General features: G+C 45.9%; 16 protein-coding genes and 1 tRNA gene. 10 read left to right on the top strand and 7 right to left on the bottom strand.

Going from position 1 to position 19,154, the window contains the following annotated elements; translation table 11 throughout:
• Positions 1 to 322: 322 nt before the first annotated feature.
• The 3 genes from QUB11_RS28660 to QUB11_RS28650 form a co-directional block, all read right to left on the bottom strand.
• Positions 323 to 3,907 (bottom strand): PAS domain S-box protein, encoded by a 3,585-nt coding sequence (locus tag QUB11_RS28660; RefSeq protein ID WP_333392352.1) that lies wholly within the window; start codon positions 3,905 to 3,907, stop codon positions 323 to 325.
• Positions 3,908 to 4,361: 454 nt separating this feature from the next.
• Positions 4,362 to 4,550: a hypothetical protein gene (locus QUB11_RS28655; protein WP_333392349.1), complete on the bottom strand. Its 189-nt coding sequence runs from the start codon at positions 4,548 to 4,550 to the stop codon at positions 4,362 to 4,364.
• A 108-nt stretch (positions 4,551 to 4,658) separates the two neighbouring features.
• Positions 4,659 to 5,048 (bottom strand): AbrB family transcriptional regulator, encoded by a 390-nt coding sequence (locus QUB11_RS28650; protein WP_015179394.1) that lies wholly within the window; start codon positions 5,046 to 5,048, stop codon positions 4,659 to 4,661.
• Between the two features lie 265 nt (positions 5,049 to 5,313).
• On the opposite strand from QUB11_RS28650, the gene QUB11_RS28645 reads away from it, so the two are divergent.
• The 4 genes from QUB11_RS28645 to pyrR all read left to right on the top strand — a co-directional run bounded on the left by QUB11_RS28645 (position 5,314) and on the right by pyrR (position 8,331).
• On the top strand, positions 5,314 to 5,757 hold the full coding sequence (locus tag QUB11_RS28645) for an Rrf2 family transcriptional regulator (RefSeq protein WP_190656033.1): 444 nt from the start codon (positions 5,314 to 5,316) through the stop codon (positions 5,755 to 5,757).
• A 37-nt stretch (positions 5,758 to 5,794) separates the two neighbouring features.
• On the top strand, positions 5,795 to 6,196 hold the full coding sequence (locus QUB11_RS28640) for a GFA family protein (protein ID WP_333149872.1): 402 nt from the start codon (positions 5,795 to 5,797) through the stop codon (positions 6,194 to 6,196).
• 109 nt (positions 6,197 to 6,305) lie between these two features.
• The gene (gene cbiB, locus QUB11_RS28635) at positions 6,306 to 7,385 is read left to right on the top strand and encodes an adenosylcobinamide-phosphate synthase CbiB (protein WP_333392354.1); all 1,080 of its coding nucleotides are present in this window, start codon (positions 6,306 to 6,308) and stop codon (positions 7,383 to 7,385) included.
• Between the two features lie 412 nt (positions 7,386 to 7,797).
• Positions 7,798 to 8,331, top strand: coding sequence for a bifunctional pyr operon transcriptional regulator/uracil phosphoribosyltransferase PyrR (gene pyrR, locus QUB11_RS28630; protein WP_333207000.1), 534 nt, complete (start codon positions 7,798 to 7,800; stop codon positions 8,329 to 8,331).
• A gap of 369 nt (positions 8,332 to 8,700) precedes the next feature.
• Here the strand turns inward: pyrR and QUB11_RS28625 are convergent.
• Positions 8,701 to 8,773 (bottom strand) — tRNA-Ile (locus QUB11_RS28625).
• A gap of 185 nt (positions 8,774 to 8,958) precedes the next feature.
• Between QUB11_RS28625 and QUB11_RS28620 the strand changes: the two genes are divergently transcribed.
• The gene (locus QUB11_RS28620; protein WP_333206999.1) at positions 8,959 to 9,648 is read left to right on the top strand and encodes a hypothetical protein; all 690 of its coding nucleotides are present in this window, start codon (positions 8,959 to 8,961) and stop codon (positions 9,646 to 9,648) included.
• 68 nt (positions 9,649 to 9,716) lie between these two features.
• Positions 9,717 to 11,195, top strand: a complete 1,479-nt coding sequence (locus tag QUB11_RS28615) for a hemolysin family protein (protein ID WP_333206998.1) — start codon at positions 9,717 to 9,719, stop codon at positions 11,193 to 11,195.
• Positions 11,196 to 11,202: 7 nt separating this feature from the next.
• On the opposite strand, the gene QUB11_RS28610 is transcribed toward QUB11_RS28615, so the two are convergent.
• The gene (locus tag QUB11_RS28610; RefSeq protein ID WP_333392346.1) at positions 11,203 to 11,817 is read right to left on the bottom strand and encodes a hypothetical protein; all 615 of its coding nucleotides are present in this window, start codon (positions 11,815 to 11,817) and stop codon (positions 11,203 to 11,205) included.
• A 164-nt stretch (positions 11,818 to 11,981) separates the two neighbouring features.
• Here QUB11_RS28610 and QUB11_RS28605 point away from each other — a divergent pair, with 164 nt between their 5' ends.
• The gene (locus QUB11_RS28605; RefSeq protein ID WP_333392344.1) at positions 11,982 to 12,311 is read left to right on the top strand and encodes a hypothetical protein; all 330 of its coding nucleotides are present in this window, start codon (positions 11,982 to 11,984) and stop codon (positions 12,309 to 12,311) included.
• A gap of 236 nt (positions 12,312 to 12,547) precedes the next feature.
• Here the strand turns inward: QUB11_RS28605 and queC are convergent, their stop codons facing one another.
• Together queC and QUB11_RS28595 are read right to left on the bottom strand one after the other, a co-directional pair.
• A complete protein-coding gene (gene queC, locus QUB11_RS28600) occupies positions 12,548 to 13,222 on the bottom strand; it encodes a 7-cyano-7-deazaguanine synthase QueC (protein WP_333392340.1) in 675 nt (224 codons plus the stop codon).
• A gap of 242 nt (positions 13,223 to 13,464) precedes the next feature.
• The gene (locus QUB11_RS28595) at positions 13,465 to 14,805 is read right to left on the bottom strand and encodes a cytosine deaminase (protein WP_333392339.1); all 1,341 of its coding nucleotides are present in this window, start codon (positions 14,803 to 14,805) and stop codon (positions 13,465 to 13,467) included.
• A gap of 418 nt (positions 14,806 to 15,223) precedes the next feature.
• On the opposite strand from QUB11_RS28595, the gene QUB11_RS28590 reads away from it, so the two are divergent.
• The 3 genes from QUB11_RS28590 to QUB11_RS28580 all read left to right on the top strand — a co-directional run bounded on the left by QUB11_RS28590 (position 15,224) and on the right by QUB11_RS28580 (position 18,887).
• The gene (locus tag QUB11_RS28590; protein WP_333206993.1) at positions 15,224 to 16,471 is read left to right on the top strand and encodes a GTP cyclohydrolase II; all 1,248 of its coding nucleotides are present in this window, start codon (positions 15,224 to 15,226) and stop codon (positions 16,469 to 16,471) included.
• 89 nt (positions 16,472 to 16,560) lie between these two features.
• Positions 16,561 to 17,643 (top strand): adenylate/guanylate cyclase domain-containing protein, encoded by a 1,083-nt coding sequence (locus tag QUB11_RS28585; RefSeq protein WP_333392337.1) that lies wholly within the window; start codon positions 16,561 to 16,563, stop codon positions 17,641 to 17,643.
• A complete protein-coding gene (locus QUB11_RS28580) occupies positions 17,640 to 18,887 on the top strand; it encodes a URC4/urg3 family protein (protein ID WP_333392334.1) in 1,248 nt (415 codons plus the stop codon). The genes QUB11_RS28585 and QUB11_RS28580 overlap by 4 nt, the downstream gene beginning before the upstream one ends.
• Positions 18,888 to 19,154: the final 267 nt, after the last annotated feature.

Here is a 19,154-nt window from a genome sequence, read left to right as displayed (position 1 = left end):
GGGCGGGACGCCCATCCCACAAACTTGTGGAAGTTATTTAATTCTCATTCCTAAATTATTAGCTGCAAATCAACAATAATAATTATTATATAGCCTTTCTCAACTTTCGTGAGGTACGCGGGCGAGCAATTCCATATCTATTGCCAATAGCCCGCAGATATAGAAATTATCTGCGTTAATCTGTGTTCATCTGCCTTAATCTGCGGTTTGGTTTGTCTATCCATCAAAAATTTAGGCACTCTTGTCTACTGATTACCTGACAATTCTCAACCGTACCGCACTGTTACTGAGAAAGGCTGTATAAGTTAATCTTCGGCGCAACCTACAGCTCAATTTCATCAATCAAATCTAGTATTTTTTGATAATCAAAATTATATAGATGATTCATCAGAACTTCCGCAAAAACATCATTATCGCTGCCGATTTCCTCAATAGTTGTGGCAATCAAATCGAAGTCAGCCTCACGGACTGCCTGTTTTAGAGTTCTCGCCCATTCTGGGGAAACTTTCGGCTTGGAGTCCAGCGTAAATATTGCAGCACTATCAGATATTTTTTCTTGTACCATACTTGAACTCGGCGATAAATCCTTGACTTCAACATATTTATTGATGACTTCACCAGCACCCGTTGCGGTAACAACTTGAATATCAAACTTGAAGACAGTCCCTTGTCCCACTTCGCTCTCGACGGTAATGTCGCCCCCCATTAATCTTATGAACTCGCGGCTGATATTTAATCCTAAACCCGTACCTGTTTGAACTTTTTTTTCAGATGCAGTTTGCACCAATAATTCAAATATGCTTTCTAATTTGTCCGGGAAAATACCAACTCCTGTATCTGCTATGGCAAAGGAAATAATGACTGTCTTTTGAGTTTCCACAAAATCAAAAGCTTCGTTCAATATAGGCTTAATTATTTGTTTTTTATTCGGCTCCACAGTAACTGAAACTGAACCGGAAGGGGTAAATTTAACCGCATTATCTAATAAGTTAATTAGCACTTGTCGCAACTTAACATCATCAGTTTGCACGTATTGGGGAACATCGGAAGAGCAGTCAATAATTAATTGCAATCCTTTATTTTTTGCCGGAATTTGAAACATATTTTTCACGTCCCCCAGCAAGCGGTACAAGTCAAAAGTTTTGGCGTTGAGTGTCATGCGGCCAGCTTCTATTTTAGATAAGTCTAAGACTTGATTGATCACTTGGAGCAGGTGTTCTCCGCTGCGGCGAATAATTTTGATATTTTCTTTTTCCGGCAAAGTTAAATTAGTGCTGGGTTCCATTAATTGAGCGAAGCCGAGAATGGCGTTGAGGGGGGTTCGCAATTCGTGGCTCATGTTGGCGAGAAAGAGGCTTTTAGTTTTGTTGGCAGCTTCTGCGGCTTCTTTGGCTTGTTGAAGTTCTTGTTCTGCTTGTTTGCGATCGCTCGTATCAATAATTATGCCGTGCCAGACAATATCTCCATTTTCGCGCAATTCTGGTCGAGAATAACCTTGCAGCCATTTGAGTTTTCCCGATGCTGTCACAATCCGCCACTCGTGGGAAAATAGTTCTAGAACAGTGGCACTTTTGACAATTGCCTCGAAGTGACTGGATCGATCGTCCGGGTGCATTTGTTCGTAGAGTAAAGCAGAGTTGTTCTGGATTTCCTCCGGCTCTAATTCTTGAATCTCTCGGCATCGAGGACTGATATATTCCATCTTGACTGATCCGTCGGGATGCTGCACGAATATGTAAAGTTCTCCCGGAACAGTGTTCGCTAATTTGTGAAACAGAGCTTCGCTTTTTTGCAGGGCTAATTGTGCTTGTTTGCGATCGCCAATATCAATCCCAAATCCAAACAAGAAATCCAGGTTGCCACCTTCGTCGAGCACCGGTGTGCCGTGCCACTCCACTAACAAAGTCCGATCGTCAGAAGTGAGAATGCGATGTTCGTTAACCGTTTGCTCACTCGCTGTTACGCCCGTAAAAATCGAATGTAATCCGGCTCGATCGCTTGGGGGTACGAATGTAGCTAAGTAATCTTTGCCTGCAACTTCTGTGGCAGTATAGCCCACAGCTTCCAGCATACTGTTATTCGCCAGCAGGATTTTACCCGCAGAGTCGATCGCCACAAAAAAAATCGGAGAATTTTCGATAATCTTTAAGTTAAAGTCTCGCTCTTGACGGATAATTTTTTCAGCTTGCTGGCGCTCCTCAATTTCGAGCTGCAAGCGGGCATTGATCGAGGCTAGCTCGATCGTGCGATCGACTACTTCAATTTCGAGGGTACGGTTGTAGTCAGCCAATATTTGCTCTGCGTGTTTGCGAGCCGTAATATCTGTAAAAACATTAAGAACATAAAGGATATTGTCCGCACCGTCAAACACCGGCAGCGCTCGCACTTCCAAACGAATATTTTTCCCGTCTCGGCGAATTTCCATATCTTCCGCAATCACCTCGAAGCCACTCAACGCCCGCACAAACGGCATTTGCTCAGCCGGGTACAGTTGATTAGTGCCTGTTATATAAGTTTGATAAGCTTCTGCTAGCTCTGCTGCGGTAGCATGGGGCATTTCTCCCCTACCCAATATCTGCTCTCCCGCCGAATTCATGAAAATAACTGCGCCGCCCGGAGTCATCGCCCCGACTCCAACAGGCAAATTTTCTACCAGTTGGGCAAATTTTTCTTCACTTTCTGCCAAAGCTTGAAAAGACTTTTTCAGTTGAGCAGCCATCTCGTTGAAAGACTCGGCTAATTCGCCGACTTCCTCCAGCCTACTGACACTAACAGCGCGATCGAACTCTCTGGCGGCAATATCTTTAGCTGCTTCATTGAGCCGCAGCAGCGGCAGCGTTACCCACCTAGCTGTCAGCACTCCAGCAATTGTCGATAGCAGCAGCGCCACCCAACAAAGTAAAATTGTAGTGCGCGTATTTTTGTTAATTTGCCCCATGAAATCAGATTCGGGAACTGCGATCGCAATCAGCCAGTTCAAACCGTAAACATCAGAAAACGGCAACACTTCCACAAAATATTCCTGCCCATCTCGGCTAAATTTCAGTTGCTGCCGCTGCTTAATCTCGCCAAAGCCCCCGAAGTGTTCGTACAAATATTTAGCTGCGGTGCGAATGATAGGAGTTTGGCTGTCTAAAACATTCACCCGCTGCAGTTGCTGCTTTCGCGACATCTTTCTAAAGGGTGATTCTTGACTCGAACTGGCAACCAGCAAGCCCGATCGTTCGATCGCGAAAATTTGTCCCGTTTTGCTAAGCTTGATGCGATGGAGATATTGCTGAAGATCCGAGAGCGAAAAGTCTACGGCACAAACTCCCAGCAATTTACCATTTCGATCGCGAATTGGTTGGCTAGCAGCAATAAAAACAGTCCCAGGAGTAAAACCCGGATAAATGCTCGTCCAAATCGGTTTGTTAGCTGCGACAGCTTCTTTGTACCAGGGGCGGAGACGGGCATCGTAGGTTCTGGGTTCTGCCTTTAATTTAGCGGTGCGAGTGCCGTTGCCGTCTGTAGCGTAGTATATGTTCTGAAAGTTGGTAGACTTGTTTGCCGCGACAATTTGCAAGTTGTGATCCGTGGGGTTGCGCCAAATGCCGAGATATTCTCCTGATTTTTCCGCACCGAAGGATATCCATTCAATGCTTTTAAAAGATCGCATTTGTTGCCAGAGGAACTTCTCTCCCCGAGGCTGCGGCTTTTCTAAGTGTAAGTTTAATTCACCGCGCTCGATCGCCGAGGCGTTAAGTTGATTTACCCACTGGGTAGGTTCGAGAAAAGAAATCAGCTTTTCTTCAACTCTCTTTCCCGTCTCCGCGATCAATTTCTCGGCGAGCTCTTCGACTGCTTTGTCTCCGTTGCGAAAAGACAGATACCCGACAATCCCAACGGCTGCGACGATTTGCAGCACAAAAGAGGCCACTAGAAGGTGACGCAGGGGGATTTTTATTTGGTGTTGAGAAGTTTTGCTCGCGAATCGGGGCAACGGCATAGGCTGGTGACTAATTGCTCCCTAACACTTTAACTGTTCTAGCCTGTAATTTCACTCACGGGCGATCGAGGTGTTTCCTTGCCCTCAAAACCCCTCCCACACAGACACACATCAGGAGCAACCACGAGACTTATACAATTTTAGATTTTAGATTTTAGATTTTAGATTAAATAATTGGGGATGAATGAGGAAGCTCGTGCTTTGGAGTTTGCCGACAGTTGCATTCTTTTTTTTAAACTGGTATTACGCACTCTTGGCCCAGAATACCTCCGCCATTCTCTTGCTTTGTTCGGTTTCGTAGCTCAACCTAACCTGCTTCTTGCCTGGAACCTCGACCATCGAAACTCAACATTCATCCGTTAAATCCCGTACACTATTGGCTGCCGAACATCCATCCGTTACACCCGGTACACAATCCGTTGCCGAACTTCTCTTTAACAGCTACGCGGAAAATCCCCCGCTTGTCCAAACGGATATAGCGAGGGGCGAGAATAGGTATTCTCGGAAAATATAAAGTAGTGGCAGTGGCTTTTGTCCAGCCATTGCCATCTATAGAAGCCATACTTTTTTAGGCTCACAGAAAGATTTCAGAGCCAACTCTCTGCTTGCAGTCAATGCTTGAAGTCAAACCAACCTGTTCAAGCAAGAAGTCAAAGCAAGTCGTAAAAGCCTAGGATTCTTCTTCTTCTCGATCGATTTGGCGCAGGTGAATGTGCTTGCGTCCCAGAGAGATTTCAAATTCATCTCCTGGCTGGAGTTCCATCTGTTTCGTGTAGGCGGCTCCAATCAGTAAGTTGCCGTTAGATTGAACGCTAATCCGATAGCTGGCAGAGCGTCCGCCGCGTCCATTGCCGTTTTGCTTCCCGTCTAGCTGAATGCCTTCTGCATCAATCAGCGCATTCAGGAATTTCATCATGTTGACCCGTTCTACGCCGTTCTTGGTAACGGTGTAGTAGCCACAGGCTCTAGCTTTTTCTTCCTTGGTAAGGTTCTCTAGGTCTTTGACCTTTTTGATCAGATCTTCGCCTTCAAGGGGTTCGATATTTTTCTTTTTAGCCATTTACTGAGTCCTGAAATATTCAACTGGTGTACGGATTTTTTCTCGGTTGGTTTTTGGTTTGACCAAGAAACTTTAGCTTTATAGCTGGTCGTAAAACCATATTACACCGATCGGCTCAATTGTTAACCACTATTATCTAAATATTTTTAACAACCTGCAGTCTTTCTTGAGGAGTAGCTGCCGCCGGTGCGAGCAATCTCTAAACTCGGTAGCATAAGCTATCAGCTATCAGCTAGCTAAATATTTGCCCCGCTCTTAAAATCCCATGAAGTTAACCACACGCGGACACTACAGTGTCAAAGCATTACTGGATCTAAGTTTGCAACCTCGCTTTGGCCCAACATCGGTGAAATCGATAGCGAAGCGACAGGAGTTACCGGCTCCGTATCTAGAAAAATTGCTGATTGAAATGCGACGAGCCGGTTTAGTCCAATCAGTTCGGGGTGCCCAAGGAGGATATCAATTGGCCCGCCAGCCCGCTCAAATCTCTTTAGGACAAATCTTAGAGGCTGTAGGTGAAACTATTGAACCTTTACCTCGACATTTTCCCGATGCGACGCAAGCAGAGGACTGGGTAACATTCAGTTTGTGGAACCGATTGCACAAAAAACTTGCCGAAGCGCTGTACAGTATTTCCCTCGAAGACTTATACTATGATGTCCGCAGTTGGCAAGCGGCTCTAGGGGAAGAAACTAGCTTTATCATTTAAATGGTAAGTTCATTCATTCGATCGCCAGCAAGCACACATGGACGCAACACTTGTTACTTACTTTGGCGGCTGTCACTGCGGTGCTGTCCGCTTCCGTGTCGCCGTTGACAAACACGAAGCATCTGATTGCAACTGCTCTATCTGTAAAAAGAAGGGATTTTTGCACCTCATTGTGCCACCGGAACGTTTTACCTTGCTCAGTGGCGAAGATGTTTTGACCACCTATACATTTAATACAGGAACTGCTCAACATACTTTCTGCCGAATTTGCGGCATTCACTCGTTCTATCGCCCCCGATCGCATCCCGATCATTTCGATGTCAACGTCCGCTGTCTTGACGACTATGCCATTGAACACTTTCAGATCCTACCCTTTGACGGTGTTAATTGGGAGCAGAACGTACACTTGCTGGGCGACGAAAGTAATCTCAGCCGTTAAAATTGCAGCTCAAAAATCTTGCCTCCGCAATGGTAGCAGTAGTTAAAACCTGCGCTACCATTGCGATCGCTCCTGCTCGGCCGGACTATCAAGTTTGACACAATATATAATGATGCCGGATGAATTTCCTGTTTTGATGTTAGCTGCGGTATTAGATTATTCGATCGGCGATCCTTGGGGTTGGCCGCATCCCGTGCAGGCGATGGGTTGGGCGATCGACCGCTATACTCGACTTGTCTTTAATATATGGAAGAATCCCGCAGGCAAAATGCCTGAAGCCGGGGATAGTCCCGCTGGCGAGCGGCACAAACTGCTGCTACGAGGTGCTGGTACAATACTAGCGATCGGGCTGATTGTAGGCAGTTATACTGTCAGTTGGTCGATCGTCCAAGCTGCTAGTTGGGTGCATCCTCTTTTAGGTATTGCCATACAGACCATTTTGCTGGCAAGCTGTTTTGCAGGTCGCAGTTTGAGGGCGGCAGCAGAAGATGTGCTAGCACCTTTAAATGTTGGAGATTTAGTCAAGGCGCGAGAAAGGTTGAGCCTTTACGTCGGCCGGGATACCGAAAACTTATCCGAGCCAGAAATTTTGCGAGCAGTGTTAGAAACTGTAACAGAGAATGCAGTCGATGGTGTGACAGCACCGCTATTTTATGCCTTACTTGGGTTCGCTCTGCCGCATCTATTATTAAGTGTTACCGCTGCGCCGATCGATCCTAACTCGATGTGGGCGAGTGCGATGGTTTCCCTGGCGATCGCTTACAAAGCAGCCAGCACATTAGATTCTACGATCGGCTACAAAGAAGCGCCCTACACTGATTTAGGATGGTTTAGCGCCAAACTAGAAGACGTGCTGACGTGGATTCCTTGCCGGCTAACAGTGATTACTTTAGCCGTTATCTCTGGCAAACCGATTTACATTTGGCAAATTTGTCAGAGAGATGCTGTTAAAGATGCCAGTCCAAATTCCGGTTGGAGCGAGTGCGTTTACGCCGCCATCTTGGGAGTACAACTAGGAGGTACCAATTCCTATCGCGGAGTTCTCAAACACAAACCGCTGTTAGGCGAGCCGGTTCACCCGATCGCAGCGCCGCTAATTTGCCAAGCATTGCAATTAACTCGGTATTGCTTTCTGATTTGGTTGGGACTATCATTGCTTTTTTATACCTTATTATGTTTGAGCCGCTAACTGATGACCTCACCCGAACAGTCCAGGAGGCATAAATAACCTATTTCTGTCATTGTTCGCGCTCCAAGCATTGCAATCGCAGCATCTGCTTTTCATCCGTTCTGGGTAAGCCCAGCAGAAGACAGATATAAGCCACCGACAGAAGCAAAAAAAGTTTTGACAATCAAGCATCCAGGATACCCGCCACGTGATTCATCCGTCCAGAAATAAAAAACCTGTATCCGATCAACAAGCCCCCCAATTTATCTCGCGCAAGTCAATGCTAAAATCTAAAATCTCAAATCTAAAATCTAAAATCGATTGACCTTTGTTCAAACCCCCAGATTCATCTGTCAAGTCAATCTAAAATCTCAAATCTCAAATCTCAAATTGTTCGATATGCCAACAGCCAACAATTAGCTCGCAGCAACCCATGACTAAAATTATCCAAATTTTATCCCCTGATGAAGTGAGGCGTACTCTCACCCGCGTCGCTTCCCAGATTGTCGAAAAATCAGGGAATCCCTCGGAGTTAGTGCTGTTGGGCATTCATAGTAGAGGAGTGCCTTTAGCTCAAATTTTGGCAGATCAAATTGAAGTCCTCGAACAAGTCAAAGTACCCGTGGGCGCTTTGGATATTACCTTTTACCGAGATGACTTGGATCGAGTTGCGATGCGGACACCGGCTAAAACAGAAATTCCTTTCGATTTGACGGGCAAAACCGTGGTGTTGGTAGATGACGTTATATATAAAGGCAGAACGAGTCGAGCGGCTTTGAATGCGGTAAACGATTACGGGCGGCCGGAGAAAATTTGGTTAGCGGTATTAGTCGATCGTGGCCACCGAGAAGTACCGATTCAGCCGGATTTTACGGGTAAAAAGTTGCCGACTGCAAAGGAAGAACAAGTTAAGGTTTACGTTCAAGATATCGACGGGCGCGACGGAGTGGAGTTAATTAAGGGTTGATATCGTTGACCTTTGCATCAGAATAATAATTTTTGGAGTGCTGTACGATCATCGTCCCCGCGCCGCGCCCGCCATCTCAGAAGCGAGCAGATATAATGTGGAATTGATTAAGGGTTGATCTCGTTGACCTTTGCATCAGAATAATAATTTTCCGAGTCGAATGCGATCTCAGGATCTCGCGATCGACCAAATTTCTAGTTGGCGATCGCACTTGCGACCTCAGAAACCGGGTTTCTTCGTATATTTTTCGTTACTGGTCGCAAATTTTTCGTAGAAACCCGGTTTCTAGCCCCCCATGCGTCCAAGACTTGTATCTGGGAAGACACCTGGTTTTTAGCCAGAGCGCGGAGCGTCATGATTAATGTTAAATCGGCAGTGCAGGAGTTGAACCTGCCTGGGGCGAATTATGAGTTCGCTGCCTAAACCGCTCGGCCAACTGCCGTTAAATCAATTTCTTTGATCTAACTCAAAATGAATTATAACATAATTTCTCAGTCCGTGCTAGAACTAGAGAACAAAAATCAAAATCTTTAGATCTGCTGAGTCCCGATCGCCTGTTAGCCAATCTTAGGCAAGCCGATCGACCGGACAAAGCAGTTTCTAGGACTCGGCATAAACTTATAGGCAATGGCAGTGAATTCGACGGTAGTTCTGACTCTAATTCTGCTCGCTCTCATGTTTGGAGCAGGCGTGACGAGTTCTGTTTGGGGATTTACTATAGGTCGCGAAGCCTTGCAAGGAACGACTCAACCCGATGTTCGTCCCAGCAACAATGCTGGCAGCGGCAAGCAGGGAACTCAGGCTAGCAAAGACCAAGTGAGCATTTTGAAAGAAAAAGACATTCTCACAACCGTCAAAGCACGGGTAGAAGGTCGCGATCCCGAAAAAACGGCCGGGGCAAATACTAAAACAGAGAAGGCAAGCTCTAAACCAGCCGCGGCCAAAAAACCGGCTGCACAAAATGCCAGCGCCAAGTTTCCCCTGAACAGTCGCGACGGGGGAATAACCCTGGAGGTAAGCGCGGCCAGTCAGCGCAACAATTCCATGCTGCTAGACGTGAGCATGAAAAATGAAGGCTCCCAAGCTGTGAGGTTTCTCTACAGTTTCTTGAACGTCACTGACGATCGTGGCCGGGCCCTGAGCGCGACTGCCGAGGATTTGCCCTCGGAACTCCCCCCCAACGGGCAGGTGTTTTACGGTACGGTGAGTATTCCCACAGCTTTGCTAGAAAATGCTAAGGAAGTTTCGCTGACGCTGACAGATTATCCAGGTCAAAAACTTCAGTTGCAAATATCTGGCATTCCAGTGGCGAAGTAAAATAAAAGAAGACCAAACCTGCAGAGGGATTCTCAGGTTTGATCGATAAAGTTTTTTTAGGGAGCATTGTGTCACTTTTAGGGGCGAGAGTGCAGGAGATATCTGATTTACCCGCGATGAGTTTGACAGAGGTGCTGTCGCGGTTGCTGTCAGTGCTGTTGCTGATTGCGATTAATGCTTTTTTTGTGGCGGCTGAGTTTTCGATGGTGACGGTACGCCGATCGCGCATCAATCAGTTAGTGGATGCCGGCGACGTGGCAGCTCAAACGGTGCAATCTTTGCAGCAAAGTATTGAGCGATTGCTTTCGACAATGCAGTTGGGAATCACTCTTTCTAGTTTAGCTCTCGGCTGGATTGGGGAAAGTACGATCGCCGTGCTAGTCCGAATGTCGATCGGCTATTTGCCACTGCCAATTTACATCAAGTCGGCGATCGCCCATTCTTTTAGCATACCAATAGTAACTTTTTTGTTGCTAGCTTACCTGCAAATCGTACTGGGCGAACTCTTTCCCAAATCTGTAGCGTTGCTGCATTCCGAACAGCTAGCCAGAAGTTTAGGGCCTCCGAGTTTATTGATTGCCCGTGTGTTCAAGCCCTTTGTGTCGTTTCTCAATCAATCTACTCGATCGCTTTTGCGGTTGGCGGGCATCGAATACGATCTAAGACATCGGCCGGTTACTCCCGAAGAACTGCAATTAATTATAGCTACTTCCAGCGAATCCAGCGGCTTGGAAGCAGAAAAGCGAGAATTGCTCAACAACGTGTTTGAATTTGGCGAAGTTTGGGTAGAAGAAGTAATGGTGCCGAGGCCTAACATTGTCGCACTTCCCAAGACGGCAACCTTTCAAACTTTGCTCGACGAAATGGCGATTTCTAACCATTCCCGCTATCCCGTGACGGGAGATTCTTTAGACGACATTATCGGCATTATTGGGTTCAAACAACTTGCGAAACCTCTAGCTGAAGGTTTGCTATCTCCCGACACGCCAATTGTAACTTGGATGGGTTCGGTGAGGTTTGTGCCGGAGATGATGCTGCTGGGGGAACTGCTGCCTTTGATGCAGAGTTCGTCGGAAGAAATTGCGATCGTAGTTGATGAATTTGGCGGCATTTCCGGTTTAGTAACACTGAGGGATTTGATCGCGGAAATTATCGGCCGCACTTACCAGTCGCCCGACAATAAAGAAATTGCTTTGCAAGTATTGGACGATCGCACTTATTTAGTGCAAGCGCAGTTAAATTTAGATGATGTGAATCAAATATTGAATTTGGATTTGCCAGTAACTGACGAATATCAGACAATTGGAGGTTTTCTGAGTTATCAGTTGCAAAGAATGCCGGCTGCTGGGGAAGTTTGGCGGGGCGAAAATGTGGAACTTACGGTTGTTTCTGTCTCCGGGCCGCGGTTGGATCAACTTCAAATTCACTTGTTGGAAGGGGCTGCGGGCGATCGAACTTTAGATGGAATTGCAGCAGCGGATGAGGAAGTTGTGGGGAAAGGGCGAAAGAATAGCGGGGTGAGTAGTGTGGCCAAATTTTCTAGTTGAGAATATTTTAGCGAATACCTAGATAATCTACTCGCTCGAAGTCGCTGCGTACTAAATCATCTAACGTCGGGCCTTTGGGGCGTAAATTCAACCGATCGCCAGCCTTCACATTTTCGTAATATACGTAGGGAATATAGATATCTTGCTCCTGCATAAAAGCGAAAGTAAAGTTGAAGGCATCGTCAATATCCTCAGCTTTAACCTCACGAAAGTCAGAGAGGAATAGGAGATCCATTTCTGCTTCAAAGTACAGCATCTCTGCAAATGCACCTCTGTCGTAGCAGTTATAACCAATATAACCGCAAGTGTCGCTGCATTTGTAGTAGATGGCGCGAGTGGATAGGAACCAGGAAAGGGTGATAGCATCTCCTTCTCCAAATACAAGGGAACCGGGATGATGATTCAGTTGCTCAACGATTGTCCAAGGGTGTCCTCGGAACTGAAATACAATATAGCTTTCGGCGGTAATTTCGATGGGGCGATCGTATATATCCCGTTCCCAAACATCCGCACGTCTCGCCCTACTGAACTTTTCCGCCACTGACTCAATAGGAGCACGAACGAGAAGTAGATTTTGGTTTCTGTCAATTGTTTCAATACCTCGGCGCTCTTCAATAGACATATCTTTTAACTTGGGAAAAACAATCAATAATTAGTCTACCTCTTTTTCAGACTGTAGCGAATGCCCAGGAAGAACCAGGGTGCTTTATACTTGATTCATCAGGTAAAGTCAATAGACTCGATCCTTTATGCAAGCGAGATGAACAGCAGAAATTAAGAAATGCGATGAAAGCTCAAGAACTTTATCAAAAAGGATTCGACCTCGGTCGCAGAGAACTGTATAAGGAAGCATCTGAAGCTTTTACTCAAGCAATTAATCTCAATCCTGATTTTGTAGAAGCTTATATGGTTCGTGCTCGTATGCGAGCTGTAATTGGAGAAAAACAGGGTGGAGTGGAAGATTTTCAGAAAGCTATAGATATCTACAGGGCTAGAGGACAATCGCAAATGGCTGATCTGCTTTTAGTCCCATTGAATTCGCTGCAAAATGAAATTAGGTTTGAACAGGAAGACCAGGGTCAACCGGAAGTTGAGGATGAGCCGGAAGCTAAATAAGCACTCGGATGATTCCAAACTAACTAAGAATCAATTTTAAAAATTTTAGTCATGCAGGACTTACGCATCAAAACCCAAGAAACCGGGTTTTTGGCAGTTTCTGCCATCTGTAATATATTCTTGCGAAAAAACCCGGTTTCTGACCACCCGCTGCGATGCTTAGAAACCGGGTTTTTTACCGTTTCGGCGGGCGGAAGCGAAGAGACTCGAAAAAACCCGGTTTCTGGGCCGTCGTTCTAAGCGTAAGGCACCGGATCTTTTAACCCCAATTCCTCAAAAGCCGCCAGCCGCAACCGACAAGAATCGCAAACACCGCAGGCATTTTCCCCGCCTGCATAGCAAGACCAAGTTTGCTCCCAAGGCACTCCTAATTTGTTGCCTAATTGAATAATTTCGGTTTTTTTAAGTTCGATCAAAGGTGTTATAATTTTAATAGCTTCTCCTTCTCTTCCCTGCTTTGTTCCTAACCGAAATACTTCCTGCATGGCTTGGATGTAATCGAGGCGACAGTCGGGATAGCCGGAATAATCTAAAGCGTTGACACCGATGTAAATGCGATCGGCTTCTAGAGTTTCGGCGTAGGCGAGGGCAAAGCTGAGAAAGATCGTATTTCTGGCAGGAACGTAGGTAATTGGGATGTTTTGGGACATTTCTGCAAGATTGCGATCGATCGGCAATTCCATCTCATTATCCGTCAAAGCCGAACCGCCCCACAGTGTTAAGTCAAAGTTTACTATCTGATGTGCCTTAACACCCGCTGAAAGTGCGATCGCCCGTGCTGATTCCAACTCCCGCCGATGTCTTTGCTGGTAGTCAAAGGAAATAGCGTAACACTCGCAGCCGTCGGCTTTGGCTTGATACAAAACTGTTGAGGAATCTAGCCCTCCCGACAATAAAATAACTGCTTTCACTTAAAACATCCTCACTCGAATTAGCTTTTATATTTATATCAAATTAGTTGCAATTTGACAATATACCAAGGCTAAATGCTTTTTGAAACCTACATATTACACCATTGTCAAGAACGGGCTCTTCGGCCCGTTCCACAAAACTCAATTAACTGGTTCCCGGCTCTGCCTAGTAACGAGTAGAAAGAAAATTCATCTTTTGTGGAACAGGCCGGAGAGCCTGTTCTTGATATTCGTACAAAATGTCAGATTTCAGTTGCTAATAAATCATCGAGTTCGCGGTAATCGGGCAAAGTTGTATCAATTTTAATGCCCTGCCGTAAAACAGTGCGATCGCCCTGCGCTCTAGATAACAATTCGCTGAAATTCCGCGCCTTAAACAAAATCAAATCTGCTGGTAAACCCACTGCAATTCGTCCTAAATTCGGCAATCCCATTAAATCGGCTGGAGTCTTTGTCACTGCACAGGGCCAGTCTCCATAGGGCCTATCTAAATGAGCGATGCGGACTGCCATATTAAAGACTTCCAAAACATCATGATCGCCAAATCCGTAAAACGGATCGCGACAATTGTCGCTAGCAACTGCAACGGGAATTCCTGCTGCTTTGAGTTCGTGCAGCAGTGTCACTCCCCGCCAGCGCGGTGTATGCTGAGATTCTCGGTCTTGCAGGTAAAGGTTGCACATCGGCAAGCTGACAATGCCGATATTTGCTTGCTTGACTAATGCGATAGTTTCTGTTACTAAATCTGACGGTTGTACGGCTAAACTACAGCAGTGTCCGCAGATAATTTGACCGGAAAATTGATGGCGGATGGCGGTTTTTGCGACTTCCCGCAGTGTTACTGATTCTGGATCGTCGTTTTCGTCGGTGTGGAAGTCGAGGTTTAAATTTCGTTCTTTGGCTAAGGCAAAAACTCGATCGAGTTGTTTGTCTAAGTCGGGATTCATATAGGCGAAGCCGCCGAGAATGCCGCCGGTTTGGGCCATGCGATCGGCTAATTTTTCGCCGGCTGGTGTCAGGAAATAGTCGAGGGAAACCAGGGAAACTGCTTGCAAGATCAGCCGATCGCCCCATTCGGCTTGCAGCGCTTCAAATACTCCCAAACTAACGGTTCCCTGTTCGCCCGCGCTGTCAATGTGAGTGCGGATAGCCTTGGTTCCGTGGGCGTAGCTGCACTTGAGGCCGAACTCCATTCGCCGGTAAACATCCTCTGCATTCCAGTTTTTTTGGGCATCAGCGCCTACCGCTTCGATCGCGCTGGCAAAAGTTCCATCGGGATTGGGCGATCGTTCCCAAATGTGGCCTTTGTCTAAATGGGTGTGCATATCCACAAAACAAGGCCAAACTAAGCCGCCCTGCAAATCTATAACTGGGATATCTCCAGAGGAGGAGACAGGTTTTGTACCTGCTGGGATAATTTGGGCGATCGCCCCTGCCGCAATTTCCAAATCCACCAAACAAAAATTGTTCTCACTCCCCGTTGTCGCCACAGTAGAAGCTGACGAGGCGATCGATTTCATCTCTAGAAGAGAGGCGGGTACGCGACCATTTTTGAGCAAATAATTAGATGTACTTGGCAACATTAATTTTGTGAGTTAGTATGTATTTTCTTGATAATTCAGCACTACCAGTTGTAACTATAGCAACCCTTGCAGGAATTGTGAACATCTCTCTTTTCCTCTTTCTATATTTTATAGAGGCTCTGCGTCCTCTGCGCCCTCTGTGGTTAGTTCAAAAAAATCTCATGCACAAATGAAATAGAATCGCTAAAGAAACTTGAATTAAATATGTAGCTTTGTTGTTGGTAGTGCAGCCCCGATCGCTGAAGCACAAATATAAAATTTTTATATTTTTGAAGAAACCGCGCAAGTCAGCTTCACGAGTTTTGCTATGCCGGATACTTCCAGAGCCTGAATCCTTTTGCTATCATAAATCACTGCTTCAAATTGCAATTTCACTTTCAATTAACAGCAGCCTCCCTAGCAATAGCCCAAAAAAACTGTGTCAAAACCCAAGCATATAGTTTTAACATCCCATCCCGACAGATCCGGCACAAAACCTCATCCCATTTACTGGGGAGAAATCGATCCCCTGAAACGGGGGCCTGTGATTGGTAGCCTCACCAAATCGTCTCACCGGAATGCGATCGGCACTCATTCGGGTTCCTACTCTGTTTATCGCGCGCTAGCAGTTGCGAACGGCGCACTCCAAGCAGATCACCGCCCCGATTTTACCAACACCTCTCCGGCCGCACACATCGGGCCGCACCCGAGTTGGGGCGATCGCAATTTGATTGTTTCTCTCGATCCGTTTGGGGGTTTGGTTAGCGAAGTTTATACTTCATTTCTCCAGCAGGGATATGATATTCGCCCGACAATTGCTGTCACTAAAGCTCACATTAATATGCCAGAATTGCAAGATGCCATCGCTAAGGGGCGGGTGCAAATTGATGGCAAAATTGTCAAAGCAGGCGGTAATTTAGCAGTCACTAAAATTGCGATCGATCCAGTGTGGTATTTGCCGGGAATTGCTAGGCGAATCGGCGCCCAAGAAAGCGTTCTCCGCCGTGTCCTGTTCGAGCAAACAGGCGGAATGTTCTCGGATTTAGTGACGCGGCCGGACTTACAGGTTTTCTTGCCACCAATTGGCGGAACTACGGTTTATATTATTGGCGATGTCGCGAATATTTCTGACCCGGATAAGCAGTTGGCGGTACGGGTACACGATGAATGCAACGGTTCTGATGTCTTCAGTTCCGATATCTGCACTTGTCGCCCTTATTTGGTACACGGGATGGAAATTTGCATCCAAACGGCACAAGCCGGCGGTTCTGGGGTAATTGTTTACTTCCGCAAGGAAGGGAGAGCTTTGGGGGAAGTGACTAAGTTTTTGGTGTACAATGCCAGAAAACGGCAGGAAGGTGGCGATCGCGCTGATGCCTATTTTACGCGCACTGAATGTGTGGCGGGAGTTCAAGATATGCGGTTTCAAGAACTAATGCCAGACGTGCTGCACTGGTTGGGGATCTCTCGCATTGACAGTTTAGTTTCTATGAGCGATATGAAATACAATGCGATTATCAATTCTGGCATTCAGGTGGTCGATCGCATCCCCATTCCTGAAGATTGGATTCCCGCAGACGCACAAGTCGAAATCGTCGCCAAAAAAGCCGCCGGCTACTACACGCCTGACCCTGTGCCAGATGCTACAATTCTTGCAGGAGCGATCGGACGCGATTTAGGAGATTAAGAGGGCAAAGACGCGACCGATGGGACGCGAACAATCGCGTCTTTGCTAAATGAAATTTATTGCTGGTTTTTGATCAGTCAGGGTAGGTTATGGCTAATTTGCGTTCTAGTGTGATCGTAAAAACAGATATTTGCGGATATACCGCCAGAGTTAAAAAATTATCTCAGTCGGACTTGAGTAGTTTGTTAAACGAGCATAAAACTTTTGTTTCAGATATTAGCGCCAGAAATGAAGGCAGCGTGATTAAAGGGGAAGGTGATTCATTTTGGATAATTTTTCCTAGCGTCACAGCAGCGGCTGTAGCCGCCATAGAAATGCAGCAAGAATTGAGAGCGCAACAATCTAGCAAGGCGAACGACGAACGATTGGCTATTCGTGTGTCTATTACATTAGGAGATGTCTTGCATCAAGATAAAGATATCTTTGGCGATACGGTGAATTTAACAGCGCGCATAGAATCAGTAACTCCGCCTGATGAAATATATTTGTCCCAAGCAGCATGGCTGTCGCTCAACAAAGCAGAAGTGCAAACGTCTTTTGTCAACGAGTTTTCTTTGAAAGGGATGAGCGAACCTGAAAAAGTATACAAAGTTGACCAAAGTTACAAAACGCGAATCATCAAGAATCAAGCAATAATTAAAGCAGATTTGAGAGGGTTTATAGCTTATCAAGAATCTAATTCTATCAAAGATGTGGAATATTTGCTCACCAACTTTGATACTTTTGAAAAAACAATTTGCGAAGAATACGGCGGCACAATTCGGAGTATTGTTGGGGATTCGCATTTGTTGACTTTCCCGGAAGCTCACTCAGCCTTAGCAGCAATGGAAAGTCTGTGCGAGAATTGGAAACTTTTTATTGACGCCAATCAAATACCTTGTGGCTTGTCGGTGGGAGTTGCTAAGGGAAATTTATATATATTTAGGTCTTGCACTTACGGAAAAGATATTCACATAGCCGACAGGCTGGAAGATTTAAGTAAAATAGTATGTCCGGGTAGAGAAAGAAATTCGGTCATAGTTTCCGATCAAATAAAACGCGAAGTCAGCGGGTCGAAGTGGGAATATAAGCTGATCAAGATCGATAAAAATGCGATTTTAGATAATCTTTTAGATTACAGTCAGTTTGACTTTTTTCAAGAAAACGATGTTTACCGCTGTTTGGTTGTATGAAGTTGCACAATATTGAACTTGAGACTGTAGAATATCTGAGAACCCCGGCTGCTATTCGCCAAAAGTGCGATCGGCTTTTTGATTTAGCCAGCCAGGACAAACTTCGCTACTTCCGCGTCGATTTATCCCAACTCGACAAAGCAGCAAATTATGTAATTGACACAACGCGCCAACAGTATCCCGATTTTAACATTCCCTTTCACAGTCGCTGGCGACATTTTGAAGCTGGCAACTTGTCGCGACTCGCCGAATTGAATGCAGCAATAGCCGAATTTGCACTCATAGAGCAAGCTAAGATCAAATTTGATTTAGCAATTGTCAGCGTTTTGCTCGATGCCGGTGCTGGTGCAGATTGGCAGTATTGTGAACAAGAAACCGGGCAGGTTTACCGCCGTTCTGAAGGGTTAGCAATAGCCAGCTTGCGGATGTTTTGTCAAGGTGTTTTTTCCAGCAATCCCGATTTTCCTTGGCAAGCTGATTCTCGCGGACTTTCTCAATTAAAACTAGAAACCTTAGCTGCTGGATTTCAGGTAAGTCGAGACAATCCGCTAGTTGGTTTAACAGGAAGATTAGAATTATTGCAGCGCTTGGGAAATGCGATTTGCCAGCATCCATTATTATTTGGTAGCGAAAACCCGCGTCCCGGCAATTTGGCAAAATACTTGCTCGACAGTGGGGTTTCGGGAGGCAAAACTGTGAAGGCTGCGGTCGTATTGAGCGCTGTTTTGACAGGTTTTGGGGAAATTTGGCCGGGAAGATATGCAATTGGTGGTGTTAATTTAGGCGATGTTTGGCGGCATCCGGCTTTAACAGGAGAAAATCTGGGAGATGAATTGGTGCCGTTTCACAAACTGTCGCAGTGGTTGACTTATTCGCTGTTGGAACCGCTGCAAGAACTTGGTTTAGAAGTCGCCGGATTGGATGAGTTAACGGGATTGCCGGAGTACCGCAACGGCGGTTTGTGTTTGGATATCGGGCTGCTGCGGGCAAAAGATTCGGCTATTTTTGAGCAGAGTTACTTGCCTGGTTCGGAAGTTATAGTGGAATGGCGATCGCTCACTGTCAATCTTTTAGATAAAATTGCCGCAGCTATTCGAGAAAAGCTGCATTTGAGTGCGGATCAATTGCCGCTGGTGAAGATTTTGCAAGGAGGAACTTGGGCGGCGGGGCGGAAAATTGCGGGCGAATTGAGGCCCGGTGGAGTGCCGCCAATTCAGATTGAAAGTGACGGGACTGTGTTTTAGAAGGAAGAAGGAAGAGGGAAGAAGGAAGAAGGAAGAGGGAAGAAGGAAGTTCGGCAACGGATTCTATAACGGATGTAACGGATGTAACTCATAGGTTGCACCATTCTCAATTAGCTTTTTATGAACAGGCAAGATGCCTGTTCCACAAAATATAAATTTTCTTGTGGAACAGGCATCTTGCCTGTTGCTGACGGATGTAACGGATGTAACTCATAGGTTGCACCATTCTCAATTAGCTTTTTATGAACAGGCAAGATGCCTGTTCCA

The organism is Microcoleus sp. B6-A1 (genome assembly GCF_036705085.1).
In the GTDB taxonomy this organism is placed as follows: Bacteria; Cyanobacteriota; Cyanobacteriia; order Cyanobacteriales; family Microcoleaceae; genus Microcoleus.
The sequence above is the reverse complement of the archived record's forward strand: the minus strand, read 5'-3'. Positions and strand labels throughout refer to the sequence as shown.

Excerpts from the sequence above, each read along its gene's own strand:
- QUB11_RS28655 (WP_333392349.1), bottom strand. The coding sequence starts at position 4,550 with ATGGCTTCTATAGATGGCAATGGCTGGACAAAAGCCACTGCCACTACT.
- QUB11_RS28650 (WP_015179394.1), bottom strand. The coding sequence starts at position 5,048 with ATGGCTAAAAAGAAAAATATCGAACCCCTTGAAGGCGAAGATCTGATC.
- QUB11_RS28645 (WP_190656033.1), top strand. The coding sequence starts at position 5,314 with ATGAAGTTAACCACACGCGGACACTACAGTGTCAAAGCATTACTGGAT.
- QUB11_RS28640 (WP_333149872.1), top strand. The coding sequence starts at position 5,795 with ATGGACGCAACACTTGTTACTTACTTTGGCGGCTGTCACTGCGGTGCT.
- cbiB (WP_333392354.1), top strand. The coding sequence starts at position 6,306 with ATGATGCCGGATGAATTTCCTGTTTTGATGTTAGCTGCGGTATTAGAT.
- pyrR (WP_333207000.1), top strand. The coding sequence starts at position 7,798 with ATGACTAAAATTATCCAAATTTTATCCCCTGATGAAGTGAGGCGTACT.
- QUB11_RS28620 (WP_333206999.1), top strand. The coding sequence starts at position 8,959 with ATGGCAGTGAATTCGACGGTAGTTCTGACTCTAATTCTGCTCGCTCTC.
- QUB11_RS28610 (WP_333392346.1), bottom strand. The coding sequence starts at position 11,817 with ATGTCTATTGAAGAGCGCCGAGGTATTGAAACAATTGACAGAAACCAA.
- QUB11_RS28605 (WP_333392344.1), top strand. The coding sequence starts at position 11,982 with ATGAAAGCTCAAGAACTTTATCAAAAAGGATTCGACCTCGGTCGCAGA.
- QUB11_RS28595 (WP_333392339.1), bottom strand. The coding sequence starts at position 14,805 with ATGTTGCCAAGTACATCTAATTATTTGCTCAAAAATGGTCGCGTACCC.
- QUB11_RS28585 (WP_333392337.1), top strand. The coding sequence starts at position 16,561 with ATGGCTAATTTGCGTTCTAGTGTGATCGTAAAAACAGATATTTGCGGA.
- QUB11_RS28580 (WP_333392334.1), top strand. The coding sequence starts at position 17,640 with ATGAAGTTGCACAATATTGAACTTGAGACTGTAGAATATCTGAGAACC.